The organism is Limnohabitans sp. (assembly GCF_040401135.1).
Classification (GTDB): domain Bacteria; phylum Pseudomonadota; class Gammaproteobacteria; order Burkholderiales; family Burkholderiaceae_C; genus Limnohabitans.
In genome coordinates this window covers 1-13,890 of record NZ_JBBAOV010000048.1, presented here as the reverse complement: position 1 = coordinate 13,890, position 13,890 = coordinate 1, and the positions used below count along the sequence as shown (strand labels likewise).

Genomic DNA, 13,890 nt, shown 5'->3' with positions numbered 1-13,890 from the left:
CCCCGTCCAGGCCACCAAAACTAAAAAACCTCAGTGTTCGCACTGAGGTTTTTTTATGGGCGGCTGGCATTACTTGTTGGCTGCGCTTTCAGCCGAAGCCGCGCTGGCGCGCAGCGCAAACTCCGCCCGCAGGGCTTTGAGTTTTTCACGCGGGTCTTCTTTGACCGTGTCTTTGTTTAGGTCCATTTCCGCAATGAAGCGGCTGGGCACGGCGGCAATCATGTCGCGGCCTTTTTTGCGCTTGCGCGTCCAGCTGACCGCCAGTGAACGCTGGGCGCGGGTGATGCCCACATACATCAGGCGGCGTTCTTCTTGCAAACGCACGGCAATGTTTTCGTTGGTTTTTTCAGTGCCGGGCTCATCGTCTAGTTTGAAGGGCAGCATGCCCTCGGTCACGCCCACCAGCATGACGTGCGGCCACTCCAAGCCTTTGGAGGCGTGTAGGGTGGAGAGCGTCACCACGTTTTGGTCTTTTTCGCGCTCGGTTAGGGTGGAAAGCAACGCAATGGTTTGCGCTACTTCGAGCAAGTTTTTCACTTGCGAGCCGGTGGTCACGCCTGCCGTGTCGTCAATCTGGCCGCCACAGCGCTGAGCCATCCAGTCGCAAAACTCCATCACGTTGTTCCACTTAGAGGCGGCGGCTTTTTCGCTTTCTTCGGCGTCGTAAAGGTGTTTTTCGTAGCCGATGTCTTTGAGCCAGTCGTTCAAAAAGGCACGTGCTGCATCGGCCCCCGTGGTGAGGCGGGCGCGAAACTCTAGGTCGTTCACGTAGCGGCCAAACTCGTGCAGGCTGCCGATGGCGCGGGCATTGAGCACCGAGGGCAGGCTGTTGCTAAACAGCGCCTCAAACATGCTGAGTTTGTATTGGCTGGCAAATTGGCCGAGGGTGGCCAGGGTTTGGTGGCCAATGCCGCGTTTGGGTGTGGTGACGGCGCGCAAGAAGGCGGGGTCGTCATCGTTATTGACCCACAGGCGCAGCCATGCGCAAAGATCGCGAATTTCGGCGCGGTCAAAAAAGCTTTGGCCACCAGACACTTTGTAGGGAATCTGCGCTTTGCGCAGCGCCTTTTCAAAAATACGCGATTGGTGGTTGGCGCGGTAAAGCACGGCAAAGTCTTTGAGTTCTTTAAAGCCGCAGCTGCCGGCGTCAGTGCCTTCGCGCAAGGACTGAATGCGGGCCACCACGCGTTCGGCTTCGTGCTCTTCGTTGTCGGCATCAACTACGCGCACGGGTTCGCCTTCACCGAGTTCAGAGAACAGGGTTTTGGGAAACAGCTTGGGGTTGAGCTGAATCACGTTGTTGGCGGCACGCAAAATGGCGCTGGTGGAGCGGTAGTTTTGCTCCAGCTTGATGACCTTCAAGGTGGGGAAGTCTTGCGGCAGTCGGCGCAGGTTGTCTAGCGTGGCGCCGCGCCAGCCGTAGATGGACTGGTCGTCGTCACCCACGGCGGTAAAGCGGGCGCTTGAGTGGTCAGGGCCCACCAAACACTTGAGCACTTCGTACTGAGTGGCATTGGTGTCTTGGTATTCGTCCACCAGCACGTGGCCGAGTTGGGCTTGCCATTTGGCACGCACCTCGTCGTGTTGTTGCAGTAGCTTTAAGGGCAAGCCAATGAGGTCGTCAAAGTCCACGCTTTGGTAGGCGCTGAGGCGCTCTTCGTAGCGCGCCATGATTTTGGCAATGATGCTTTCGTTGTCGTCTTTGGCTTGGGCTAAAGCTTGGTCCGAGTTGAGGCCCATGTTCTTCCACAGGCTGATGGTCCATTGCCATTGGCGTGCGGTGGCCGCGTCTGTGGTGCCGCCTGCGTCTTTCAAAATGCTGGTCACGTCAGCGCTGTCCATGATGCTGAACTGGGGTTTCAGGCCCAGCACAGCACCGTCTTGGCGCAGCATGCGCACACCTAGCGCGTGGAAGGTGCAAATCAGCACGTCTTTGGCGGCGTAACCAATCAAGTCCTTGGCGCGCTCGCGCATTTCAGTGGCGGCTTTGTTGGTAAACGTGATGGCTGCGATGCGCTTGGGCTCTAGCCCCGTTTGAATGAGGCGGCCAATCTTGTGCGTGATGACGCGCGTCTTGCCTGAACCCGCCCCCGCCAAAACCAAACAAGGACCGTGCAAGAAATTGACGGCTTCTTGTTGCGCGAAATTCAGGCCAGCAGACATTCGGGAGACAGTTGTGTGGAAGCCGACCATGATACTGGTCGGGCTGCAAGGCAAAATACCCGTGTGCTGAATATTCTCCTTGTCACTTTCCCCTTCTTTGCGCTGGTGCTGGCCGGCTATGTGGCGGCGCATCGCCGCATGTTGCCGTTGGACGCGATACCTGGCCTGAACGGCTTTGTGTTGTTCTTTGCGCTGCCCTGCATGTTGTACCGTTTTGGCGAGAGTACGCCCATCGTGCAATTGTTGGACGCGACGCTGTTTTTGGCGTACTTGCTGTGTGCCTTGTTGATGGTGGGCTTTGTGGTGGCGTTCAGCCTGAACAAACGCATTGGTTGGAACGACGCATCTTTTGGCGCCTTGGTGGGCGCGTTTCCCAACACCGGCTATATGGGCGTGCCCTTGTTGGTGGCCTTGCTGGGCGCATCAGCGGCAGGCCCCGCCATTGTGACGATCGTGGTGGACATGGTCATCACCACTTCGCTGTGCATTGCCTTATCGCGCTTAGACGGCGCAGACGAGCACGGCGCTAGCCGCGCTGCGAAGAGCGCCCTGAAGGGCGTGTTGACCAACCCCATGCCGTGGGCCATCAGCTTGGGCGCTTTGTCGTCGGCGATGAACTACGAGTTGATTGGCCCCTTCGCCAAAACCGTGGGCTTGTTGGCCGATGCGGCGTCGCCCGTGGCGCTGTTCACCATTGGCGCGGTGTTGGCGCGCTCACAAATTCGCGTGAAAGAAAGCGGCCACCCGCCCATTTTGTGGCGCGACTTTTTGCCAGTGGCTATCTTTAAATTGATCTTGCATCCGTTGCTTGTGTTGCTGGTGATGGCCAGCGCGGTGCAAATGGGTTTTGTAATCGAGCGGTTCACCATGGTGGTGGTGGTGCTGGTGGCGGCCTTGCCCAGCGCCAGCAATGTGGCTTTGTTGTCCGAGCGGTTTGGCGCTGACACGGGACGCATTGCGATGATTATTTTGGTCAGCACAGCCGCGGCGTTTTTTACCTTTTCAGGTGCCGTGGCCTTGCTGCACGGATAAGTTTTAAATCGCCAGCGGGTCCACGTCCACCGCCCAGCGAATCACCTGCCGATGGGCGCTGCGCAGCAAATGCAAATCGGCCTGCCAATGAGCCAAGAAATGTTGCAGCGCTTTGCGCGAGGTGCACTCAATCAGCATTTGAGCGCGCTCGATGTTGGCTACGCGCTGAATCGTCATGGGCACGGCGGGGTACAAATCGACCAACAATTCATCGGCCAGTGCCGCGCCTGCATCGCGTGCGGCGTTTAAAAAGCTTTGCGCGGCTTCTTGGCTGCGTGCCTCTGCCCGCACCAAGGCTTGAAAGCTAAAGGGTGGCAAGGTGGCTTGCTCGCGTTCTTTCAGTTGTTGCTCGGCGAAGGCGGGGTAATCGTGTTGCTTCAGTGCTTCAAACAACGGGTGCAGCGGGTGGTGGCTTTGCACCCACATTTCGCATGGGCTGACCAAGTGCATGTTGGCGTCGCGGCCTGCACGGCCTGCGGCTTGCATGAGCAAACTAAACAAGCGCTCGGGCGCACGGAAGTCGCTGGAAAACAAAGCGCCGTCGGTGTTGAGCGCGGCCACCAAGGTGACGCGCCTGAAGTCGTGGCCCTTGGCAATCATTTGCGTACCTACCAGCACATCCACCGCGCCCGCGTGCACCTCGGCCAGCTGGCGCTCTAGCTCGCCTTTCAGGCGTGTGCTGTCGGCGTCGATGCGGGTGATGCGGATGGGCTCGCCATCAGGCCGGCGCACCTCGGCCAGCAACTCGGCCAAATGTTCTTCGAGTTGTTCGGTGCCTCGCCCCAAGGGGCTGATGTCTAAATTGCCGCAGCTTGGGCAAGCGCGCGGCACAGGCTGCGTGAAGCCGCAGTGGTGGCAGCGCAGTGTGCGGTCGAGTTTGTGGAACACGCGGTAGGCGCTGCAATGTGGGCATTCGCTTTTCCAGCCGCAGTCGTTGCAGTTGAGCACGGGCGCGTAGCCTCGGCGGTTGAGCAGCACCAAGATTTGTTCGCCACGCGTCACGCGCTCTCGCATGGCATCGAGCAGGTGGTTGGAAAACACGGTTTTGTAGGGTTGGCGGTTCATGTCCACGCGACGTACCAAAGGCAACGCACCTTGGCCCACGCGTGAGGGCATGGCGAGGCGCATGTAGCGGCCTGCCGGTTCTGCTGCAGTGGCGGGGCGGCTGTGGTGCCAGCTCTCCAGCGCGGGCGTGGCCGAACCCAAAATGACTTTGGCGCCTTCAAGCTGCCCGCGGTAGATGGCTAGGTCACGCGCCGAGTAGCGTGCACCTTCTTGTTGTTTGTAACTCGGGTCGTGTTCTTCATCCACCACGAGGAGCTGTAAATGCGGCATAGACGCAAACACGGCCATGCGCGTGCCCAACACAATGCGAGCTTCGCCGTTGTGTGCGGCGAGCCAGTTTTTCAGGCGCTGTGCGGGTGTGAGGCTGCTGTGCATGGCCACCAAACAGTCGGCCCCCCACTTTGGCGCGAAGCGGGCGCGAAAACGTTCTTCAAGTTGTGGCGTGAGGTTGATCTCGGGCACCATCACCAAAATTTGTGCTTGCGGGTTGCGTTCGAGCTCAGCCTGAGCCGCGCGCAAATACACCTCGGTTTTGCCGCTGCCTGTGTTGCCAAACAGCAAGAACGGACCTTTGTGGGCGGCGATGTCGGCCAGCACTTGGGCTTGTTCGTCGGTGGGCGTGGGAATGGCAGGCGTAGCGCCCTCAAAAGCTGCCACCGCTTTGGGCTTGCGCTTTAAGCGGCGCGCCCATTGTTCGGTGCTGAGGTCGCGGAGTTGGCTGGGCAGCGCGGCCAACGCCACTTCACCCGCGCTGCGCTGGTAGTAGTGGGCGGCAAACTGAACCAATTGGCGCCAGTGGGCGCTGAGCGGCGTGAGACCTTCCAGCACGCTGGCGATGGCACGTAGCTGCATGGGAGCGGCTGTTGGCTCGGCACTTTCAGGGAGGGGTGCGGTTTCATTCCACACCACGCCTAGCAATTCACGGCTGCCCAGTGGCACGCGCACCAAGGTGCCGGGCGTGTGGGCTGTGTCGCTTTCGTACGTGAGTGCACCACCGATTCCGCTGTGCGCGGGGGTGTGAACCATCACTGTGATTTGGTGCGACATGTCAAGCGGTGAGTTGGGGTGGTTTGCTCAGGTGTTTTGGCAGAAGATGCTTTAAGTCGTTGATTTCAATAGAGTTCACCCAAAGCCCAGTATTTTTGTGGATAACTTTGTTGATATCTACTGTTGAGTGGCTCCCAAGCCCCATGAATCAAGGCTTGAGACAGATTGCCTTAAAAAAATGCAATCAAAAAAACCTATATAAATCAATAACTTAAAGAAATAACAAATGATTTAATGAAGGAAAAAAGAAAATTTAAAGTCCATACTGTTAATCCCTTTTTTTGTGCATAAGTATCAAATGCAAGTAAAACTTTTGGGTGCTTGACACTCAATTTCTTGAGTTTCTTCAGGGTTTTCTCAACGCACGCGAATGGTTGTGCACCGTTTCCACCAGCACGCCCACGCTCTCAGGCGGTGTGTATTGGCTGATGCCGTGGCCCAAGTTGAAAATTTGGGTGGGGCCCGTGGTGGCGGTGTCGGTGTGGGGCTTACCAAAAGCGTCCAACACGCGGCGTGCTTCCGCAGCAATGGCATCTGCGGGTGCAAACAACGAGTTGGGGTCGAGGTTGCCTTGCAGGGCCTTGCCTGGGCCGCCCACTTGACCGCCCACTTGAGCGCGAGCTTTGGCCAAGTTCACCGTCCAATCAACGCCTAACACTTCGCAGTCGAGGTCGGCCATTTCGGGTAACCACAAGCCGCCGCCTTTGGTGAACACCAAGCGGGGAATGACCGCGCCATCTTGCGAGCGCTTGAGTTGCGCCAGCACGCGTTTGGTGTAGGCCATGCTGAACTGCTGGAACATGCCATCAGCCAGCACGCCGCCCCAGCTGTCAAAAATCATCACGGCTTGAGCGCCCGCTTCGATTTGGGTGTTGAGGTACAGGGCCACGGCATCGGCGTTGATTTCTAAAATGCGGTGCATCAGGTCGGGGCGGCTGTACATCAGGGTTTTGACGTGGCGGTAGTCGTCTGAGCCCGCGCCTTCGACCATGTAGCAAGCCAGCGTCCAAGGGCTGCCTGAGAAGCCAATCAAAGGCACGCGACCGTTCAAGGCTTTCCGGATGGAGGTGACTGCGTCAAACACGTAGCGCAGCTTGGCCATGTCGGGCACAGCCAACTCGGCAACAGCCGCTTCGTCGCGCACGTTCTTGGCAAACTTGGGCCCTTCGCCTAGGGCGAAAGACAGGCCTAGGCCCATGGCGTCGGGCACGGTCAAGATGTCGCTAAACAAAATAGCGGCATCGAGTGGGTAGCGCTCCAACGGCTGCAAAGTGACTTCAGTGGCGAAGTCGGTGTTGGTGGCCAAACCCATGAAGCTGCCAGCCTTGGCGCGCGTTGCGCAGTACTCAGGCAAATAGCGTCCGGCTTGGCGCATTAGCCAAACGGGGGTGTGGTCGGTGGCTTGGCGCATGCAAGCGCGCAAAAAGGTGTCGTTTTGGAGTGGTGCAAACATGATCATATTGTGGCCGAGGACAGGTTCAGCCCAGTTGGCGGTGCTCAACCATCAGGCAAAGGTTTTGTACGACGACCAAGCCAGCGTCTGTGGCTTGTTGGGCCGCAGCGTCATGGACCACGCCGAGTTGCAGCCACAGAGACTTGGCGCCAATCGCAATGGCTTCTGCCGCGATGGGCGGAATGTCTTCGGAGTTGCGAAAACAGTTGACCATGTCAATGCGTGCGTGCTGCGCGGCTTCGGTGAGCGAGGCGTAGGATTTTTCGCCCAACACCTCAAGCGCGTTGGGGTTGATGGGCACGACGCGAAAGCCGTGGTCTTGCATGTACTGGGCCACGCGAAAGCTGTCGCGGTGCGGTTTGGGCGAGAGCCCCACCACAGCGATGGTTTGGCAATGGGCCAGGCTTTGGCGGACGGCGTCTTGGGTCATGGCTTGCGAGCGGGCAAGGTGGCGAGCGCTTCTTGCAACTTGCGCGTGCTGAGTAACTCAGACAGCACCACGGGGGCCTTGCCCGGCGCGTGCAACACATACACCGGCACACCGCTACGACCCAAGTTGGTGAGCGCGGCGGTGATGGCGGGGTCGCGACGCGTCCAGTCGGCACGCATGAGCGTGACTTGATGCGCGGCAAAGTCGGCCAGCACCTCGGGGTTGGAAAGCGTGGACTTTTTGTTGATCTGGCAGGTCACGCACCATGCGGCTGTGAAGTCCACAAACACGGGGCGGCCTTGTGCCAAGCTTTGCGCCACCGCGGCCTCGGACCACGGCTGCCAGGTGAGGCCTGGATTCATCAGGTTACCTGCATTGTTGGGCGATGTGTTGACGGCGGGTGTGTCGTTGGCGGGCGCATTCAACTCTTCAGCAAAGCTGAGGACGCCCCAAACCAAAGCAGCAGCCATCAACCAAACCAACACGCGTGAAGCGGGTGTGCGCAACTTGAGAGCCCAAACGAAGGCAGCGAGCAACAGCAAACCGCCCAGCGCAAACATGGCGGCATCTAAGCTGGTTTGTTGGCCCAGCACCCACAGCAACCACACCACAGTGGCGAGCATGGGGAAGGCCAAAAGCTGACGCAGCGTGATCATCCAAGGGCCGGGGTGTGGCAGCAGGCGAGCCACGGCTGGCACAAAGCTGGCAATCAAATAGGGTGCGGCAAGGCCAAGGCCCATGGCTACAAAAATGGTCAACGCTTGCCAAGTAGGCAAGGTAAATGCCAGCCCCAAAGACGCGCCCATGAAAGGCGCGGTGCAAGGCGATGCCACGGCCACGGCCAGCACACCAGACAAGGTTGCATCCAACACAGGATGCTTGTACTGAAAGCTAGCCACGCGTGAGGGCAAGATCTGCCCAAACTCAAACAGGCCAAACAAGTTGAGCGCAATCAGCGTGAAGAAGCCGGCCATCACGCTGACCACTACAGGCGACTGCAGTTGAAAGCCCCAACCCAATTGCTCGCCAGCGGCACGCAAGGCCAACACGCCTGCGCCCAATGCCAAGAAGCTCAGCACCACGCCTGTTGTGTAGGCCATACCCGCCACGCGATGCGCACGGTGGGCGCGGCTGTGTTGCGCAAAGCCAAGTAGTTTGATGGCCAACACGGGCAACACGCAGGGCATGAGGTTGAGGATGAGGCCGCCGATAAATGCGCCAGCAAGGGCCAAGGCAAAGCCCATGAAGCCGTCCATGCTCAGCAAGTTGTCATTCGTCGTCGCAGTTGTGTTGACTGCGGGCGGTGGCACGGACGGTAATTCAGACACGGCTGGCCATGCTTGCGTGACGGGCGCAGACACCATAAAGCCTTGGCGCTCAGCCCCCTTGCCCGTCGTGAGCAAAAAGCCAACTTGCTTGGGGTCTGTCAGGCGTAAATTGCTAAGTGGGAGCTGCCCCGTCCACACATCGCCTTGCCATGTTTGGCTGGCACGCGGGTGTTGTTCGGTGGCAGATTCCACAAGTTCGGCCGTATCTGGAAACACCTGCAAGGTTTTGTTATGCAGCGATGCCGGTAAGCCGCTGACTTGCAGCACCATGCGTTGCGCTTCAAAACGGGCGGTGGCTTTGACGCTTGGCAACTGCTTGGGCTGCTCGGCCAGCACCGCTTCAAAAGCAGCTGCGTTGGAGGCAAAGCTGCTGTCAATAGGAATGCGAAGGGCAAAGTCGCCCTCTTGTGGAATGCACTCAAGACGGCATACCAGCCAGTTGGCGTGGACTTGAATATCCAACGTTTGCGAAGCGTTGGCTTTGAATTGTTGGGTCACTGTCAGCGGTACTGCCAACAACACGGTTTTCTCGAAGCCGTAGTTGGTGAGGTTGCCTGCTTTGAGCTTTTGGGGAAGGGGCCATTGCACATTACCCGCGGAGATGCCAGCGGGCAAGTTGAGTTCGAGTTGGGTGGGCAGTCCAGAGTCGCCAGGGTTGCGCCAATAAGTGTGCCACTCCGGCTGGTGCGTGAGCTGCAAGCCAACCCAAAGCGGCTGGCCCGCTTGCACGCCTTGGGGTGCGTGGGCCAGCAATTCGACGCGTAACTGCGGCGTGCTGACCACAGCAGTGGGCAAGCCTTGCGCCCATGCGGAGCCGAGCAAGCCGCCAAGCAACCAAAGACGAGAGATAAATTTGAGCATGCGCCAGATGTTACCTAGCCGATGCAGGCTGTGTCCAACAGGGGCCATGGCGGGAAAGTAAGATGGCGAACATGACTGCGCACACCAGCACCCACACTCAGCAAGCCTTGGCCTCACACCGATGGGCCGAGCTCAGCACCCGCGACTTCGCCGCTCTTGACCCCGCTCACACCGTGGCTGTGCTCCCCTTGGGCGCAACAGAGCAGCACGGGCCGCATCTGCCATTGTCGGTAGATACGGTGTTGGTGGATGGCGTGGTGAATGCCGCCTTGACGCACTTGGCTGCGACCGACCCTGTGCTGGTGTTGCCCACGCAAACGGTGGGGCTGAGCACTGAGCACACCGCTTTTGCAGGCACGCTGCATTTGTCGCCGCAAACCTTGATTCAACTCTGGTGCGACATTGGCGCCTCGGTGGCGCGTGCGGGTGTGAAAAAGCTGCTGATGTTCAACGCCCACGGCGGCAATGTAGGCCTGATGGATGTGGTGGCGCGTGAGTTGCGCGGACAACACGGTTTGATTGTGTTCAGCAGCAGTTGGTACAACTTGCCTATTGACGCGGAAGTGATGAGCCAGTTTTCAGCAGATGAGCACCGCTTTGGCATCCACGCGGGGGACATTGAAACCTCCATGATGCTGGCGCTCTCGCCAAGTAGTGTGAACATGACGGAGGCCCAAAACTTTGCGTCCGCTTCGCAACACCGCGCCAAACTCTACGCGGTGTTGGGCAACGGCAAAAGCGCCAAAATGGGCTGGCACATGCAAGACTACAACCCGCATGGGGCAGCGGGCAATGCGGCTAACGCTACCGCAGCCAAGGGCGAGGCGCTGGTGCATAGCGCGGGAGAGCAGTTGGCGCTTTTGCTGAAAGAGTTGGTCGCGCTGCCGCTGAGCACGGTGCGCGTGTAACACCTGTTTAGACCAAGCTTTCGCAGGCTTTAGGCAAATGTGACCCAGTCTTTGTGACTGGGAGTTTCTAAGTGCGGCAAGCTGTTGAATGACACCAAGCTGTGGCGTTTGGGGTTGAAGCTAAATTCAGTCACCGCGCTGTTGCGCAGCCGCATATTGAGTTCAATGCTGGTTTCTGGGCTGGCGCGTAGCACTTGCGCCACAGCCGTGGCAATGGGGCCTCCGCTGGAAACCAGCAATATATGGCCTTCGTGCTGTTGCCGCACATGGTCTAGTGCGGACACCACGCCCTGCACAAACTCTGTGTAACTGGGCATGCCTTGCGGACTTACCACGCCCGCCATCCATTGCGCCAAGCCATCGCGTAACAAACGGAAATATTGTTTGTAGCCCTCGGGCGTGGTGGGCTTGACCAGATCGCCCGGCTGAATGGCGCGGATGATGGCTTCGCCGTCGTATTCATTGAGACCCGGCCACACACTTGCTTCTTGTTTCGTGCCCATGCCCAACTGAATACCTGCCAAGGTTTGTGCATGGCGCTTGAGTGAGCCGGTGATGACGGCGTTAAACGCGACACCTTGCGCGCGCCAGTGCTCGCCCAAACGAAGGCTTTGCTGCTCACCCAAAGGGCTGAGTTGGTCGTAGTCGGCGGCGCCTAATGATGCCTGCCCGTGTCGCACTAAATAAAGGTATCCCATGACGTTGGCGTATGTTGTTTGTGCACATTTTGAAGATAAATGGCAACGCTGACAGTCGCAGCAGAGACCCCGAGTCAGCTGAGTGACAAAGCGGAGTAAGTCATCCACACCACGGTGGCTAAAAGTGTCACGGCCATCAGTCGGTTAAACCATTGCAGCCTCTGGGCGGTGTCGTTAGGGCCGCGCAACCAGTGGCGCAAGCTTGCGCCTATCCAGACGTAGGTGAGGTTGCTAGCAAGGCCAAAGAACATGAAGATGGGCAGGGCGGTAAGCAATCGGGCAAGTGTGTTGTCATGACCGATGACCCAGCCGCTCACGACAGACAAGGCTAAGAGCCAAGCTTTGATGTTGATGAACTGCAGCATCACGCCTTCTTTGAACCCGACGATGGGGCCGTTGGATGCCTCGCTCAAACCTTGGGTGCTGGCGAGTTTGAATGCAAGCCACATCAAATACATCATGCTGGCTGCCAGCAAACCCCAGCGCAACGGTGGCAAGCCCAATACCACCACGCCCAAGCCGGCCGCATTAAGGATGAGCAAAATACTCCAACCCACAGGCACCGCGCAGACAAAAGGCATGGCACGTCGCCAGCCGTGGTTGGCTGCGAGCGTAGCTGACAAAGCCGTGTTGGGGCCTGGGGTGAACGCGCCCACGGCTGCGAGTGCCAGCAGTGCTAACAGTTCGGTGCTGCTCATGCAGGTGTGGAGAGCTGTTCCCAGCGTTCAAGCGCCGCCATCAACGCGTCTTCAATCTCTGCATCACGTTTGTGGATTTGTGCCACTTTGCCTGGGTCGCTGGCGTAGAGGCTGTTGTCGCTGAGGGCCGCTTGTGTTTCCTTGTGCTCTGTTTCAAGCGAAGCAATCAGCGCAGGTAGCGCTTCTAGTTCGCGCTGCTCTTTATAGCTGAGCTTTCGGGTTTTGGGTGTGGTTAAAACCGTTGTTGCCGTAGCAGGCTTAGGCACTTCTGCGGCGGTTTTGGTTGCCACGGGCACAGCTGTTTTCGCTTGCGGCGCAAGGCTGCGTGAGCGCTCAGATTGGATGAGCCAATCTTGTACACCGCCTTCGTATTCGCGCCAGAAACCGGGGTTGTCTTCGGTGGCCTCATACACCAAGGTGCTGGTGGCCACGTTGTCGAGGAAGGTGCGGTCATGACTGACGATGAACACGGTGCCGTTGTAGTTTTGCAGCAAATCTTCCAGCAGTTCGAGTGTGTCGATGTCCAAGTCGTTGGTGGGTTCGTCCAGCACCAGCACGTTGGCGGGGCGGGCAAACAAACGAGCCAGTAACAAGCGGTTGCGTTCGCCACCTGACAGCGAGCGTACGGGAGATGTTGCGCGCGCGGGCGAAAACAAGAAGTCGTCTAAGTAGCTCTTGACGTGTTTGCGCTGTGAGCCGATTTCAATCCACTCGCTACCGGGGCTGATGAAGTCTTCTAGCGAAGCATCCATGTCCAAGCCGTTGCGCATTTGGTCAAAGTACGCCACTTGCAAGTTGGCGCCTTGGCGTATCTTTCCGCTGTCGGCTTCGAGTTCGCCCAGAATCATTTTCAGTAAGGTGGATTTACCTGCGCCATTGGGACCGATTAAACCAATCTTGTCACCGCGCAAGAAGGTGGCTGAGAAGTTCTTGGCGATGACTTTTCCGCCAAAGGCTTTGCCTACTTCGGTGAGTTCTGCCACGATCTTTCCTGTGGGTGCGCCGCTGGCCAGGTCGAGCTTGACACGGCCCACAGCGTCGCGTCTTGCTTCGCGCTGGGTGCGCAGGGCTTCAAGTCGACCAATGCGGCTTTGACTGCGTGTTCGACGGGCCTCTACACCTTTGCGAATCCAAACCTCTTCTCCAGCCAGCAGTTTGTCAGCTTTGGCGTTGATAACAGCCTCTTGTGCAGCTTGTTCTTCCTTTTGAAATTGGTATTGTGAGAAGTTGCCTGGATAGGTCAATAAACGACCACGGTCCAACTCCACGATGCGTGTGGCTACTTTGTCTAAGAAAGAGCGGTCATGCGTGATGGTGATGATGCTTCCCTTGAAGTCAATCAAGAGTTGCTCTAGCCATTCAATGCTGTCGAGGTCCAAGTGGTTTGTTGGCTCGTCTAGCAAAAGCACATCGGGCGATGTGACCAAGGCTTGTGCTAGCGCTACGCGTTTAAGTGTGCCGCCAGAGAGCGCATTGATGCGCGCATCAGGGTCAAGGTGCAAACGATGCAATGTTTCTTGTACACGTTGCTCCCAGTTCCAGCCATCAACCATCTCAATTTCGTTTTGCATGGCTGTAAGGTCACCCTCGCCAGCGCAGTACTGTTCAATCAGGTGAACGATGCGAGCTAAACCGGCACTGACAGACTCGAATACTGAGGCGTTGCTGTCTAGTTGCGGCTCCTGGGCAACGTAGGTGACGCGCAGACCTTGCTGTACGCGCAAGTCTCCATCGTCAGGTTTTTCCAAGCCGCCTAAGATTCTTAATAAAGATGATTTGCCAGCGCCATTGCGGCCAATCAGGCCAACGCGCTCAGTGGTTTCAAGGGAGAACTCTGCCCGATCAAGAAGAGCGACGTGCCCAAAAGCGAGTTGGGCGTTTTGTAGTGTGATTAAAGACATGCCGCATTATCAAGGGCTCCTAGGGTTGCTCCTTATGTCCATGCCGACAAAAGGATGTCCGGGCGTTTGACTGAGGCGCGCACGCGGCTGAAATGTTTTAGAAGAAATTGCGCTGCACCAAAAACTAGTGCTATACTGGCAGGCTTCGCTGCAAAAAACTGTTTAGGGTTTTCCATGAACAAGTCAGCGAAGGCAGTTAGAGAAAATTTTTAAGCTTTCTTCAGAATGTTCAAAAATCCGATGTATACTGCAAGGCTTCGCTGATCGCAGCGTAGTTACTCAAGCAGTTGAGTAGTTCATTAAAAA

At 57.7% G+C, this 13,890-nt stretch carries 10 protein-coding genes; 2 read left to right on the top strand and 8 right to left on the bottom strand.

From position 1 onward, the window contains the following. Positions 1-69: 69 nt before the first annotated feature. A complete protein-coding gene (locus ABWP81_RS10995; protein ID WP_353141747.1) occupies positions 70-2,163 on the bottom strand; it encodes an ATP-dependent helicase in 2,094 nt (697 codons plus the stop codon). 63 nt (positions 2,164-2,226) lie between these two features. On the opposite strand from ABWP81_RS10995, the gene ABWP81_RS10990 reads away from it, so the two are divergent. Continuing rightward, positions 2,227-3,195, top strand: coding sequence for an AEC family transporter (locus ABWP81_RS10990; RefSeq protein WP_353141745.1), 969 nt, complete (start codon positions 2,227-2,229; stop codon positions 3,193-3,195). Positions 3,196-3,198: 3 nt separating this feature from the next. Here the strand turns inward: ABWP81_RS10990 and priA are convergent, their stop codons facing one another. The 4 genes from priA to ABWP81_RS10970 all read right to left on the bottom strand — a co-directional run bounded on the left by priA (position 3,199) and on the right by ABWP81_RS10970 (position 9,379). Then, positions 3,199-5,307, bottom strand: a complete 2,109-nt coding sequence (gene priA, locus ABWP81_RS10985; RefSeq protein ID WP_353141743.1) for a replication restart helicase PriA — start codon at positions 5,305-5,307, stop codon at positions 3,199-3,201. A 346-nt stretch (positions 5,308-5,653) separates the two neighbouring features. Then, entirely contained in the window at positions 5,654-6,763 is a 1,110-nt protein-coding gene (gene hemE, locus ABWP81_RS10980; protein ID WP_353136300.1) for a uroporphyrinogen decarboxylase, read from the bottom strand. Positions 6,764-6,785: 22 nt separating this feature from the next. Then, the gene (locus ABWP81_RS10975; protein ID WP_353136282.1) at positions 6,786-7,190 is read right to left on the bottom strand and encodes a CoA-binding protein; all 405 of its coding nucleotides are present in this window, start codon (positions 7,188-7,190) and stop codon (positions 6,786-6,788) included. Further along, entirely contained in the window at positions 7,187-9,379 is a 2,193-nt protein-coding gene (locus ABWP81_RS10970; RefSeq protein WP_353141741.1) for a protein-disulfide reductase DsbD family protein, read from the bottom strand. Before ABWP81_RS10970 ends, ABWP81_RS10975 begins: the two co-directional genes overlap by 4 nt. A 71-nt stretch (positions 9,380-9,450) precedes the next feature. Here ABWP81_RS10970 and ABWP81_RS10965 point away from each other — a divergent pair, with 71 nt between their 5' ends. Beyond that, on the top strand, positions 9,451-10,287 hold the full coding sequence (locus ABWP81_RS10965; RefSeq protein ID WP_353141739.1) for a creatininase family protein: 837 nt from the start codon (positions 9,451-9,453) through the stop codon (positions 10,285-10,287). Between the two features lie 29 nt (positions 10,288-10,316). Here ABWP81_RS10965 and ABWP81_RS10960 read toward each other — a convergent pair whose 3' ends face one another. The 3 genes from ABWP81_RS10960 to ABWP81_RS10950 all read right to left on the bottom strand — a co-directional run bounded on the left by ABWP81_RS10960 (position 10,317) and on the right by ABWP81_RS10950 (position 13,584). Continuing rightward, on the bottom strand, positions 10,317-10,985 hold the full coding sequence (locus tag ABWP81_RS10960) for a histidine phosphatase family protein (protein WP_353141737.1): 669 nt from the start codon (positions 10,983-10,985) through the stop codon (positions 10,317-10,319). Between the two features lie 74 nt (positions 10,986-11,059). After that, complete coding sequence (locus tag ABWP81_RS10955) at positions 11,060-11,683, bottom strand: LysE family translocator (RefSeq protein WP_353141735.1); 624 nt, start codon at positions 11,681-11,683, stop codon at positions 11,060-11,062. After that, on the bottom strand, positions 11,680-13,584 hold the full coding sequence (locus ABWP81_RS10950) for an ATP-binding cassette domain-containing protein (RefSeq protein ID WP_353141733.1): 1,905 nt from the start codon (positions 13,582-13,584) through the stop codon (positions 11,680-11,682). The genes ABWP81_RS10955 and ABWP81_RS10950 overlap by 4 nt, the downstream gene beginning before the upstream one ends. Positions 13,585-13,890 lie beyond the last annotated feature (306 nt).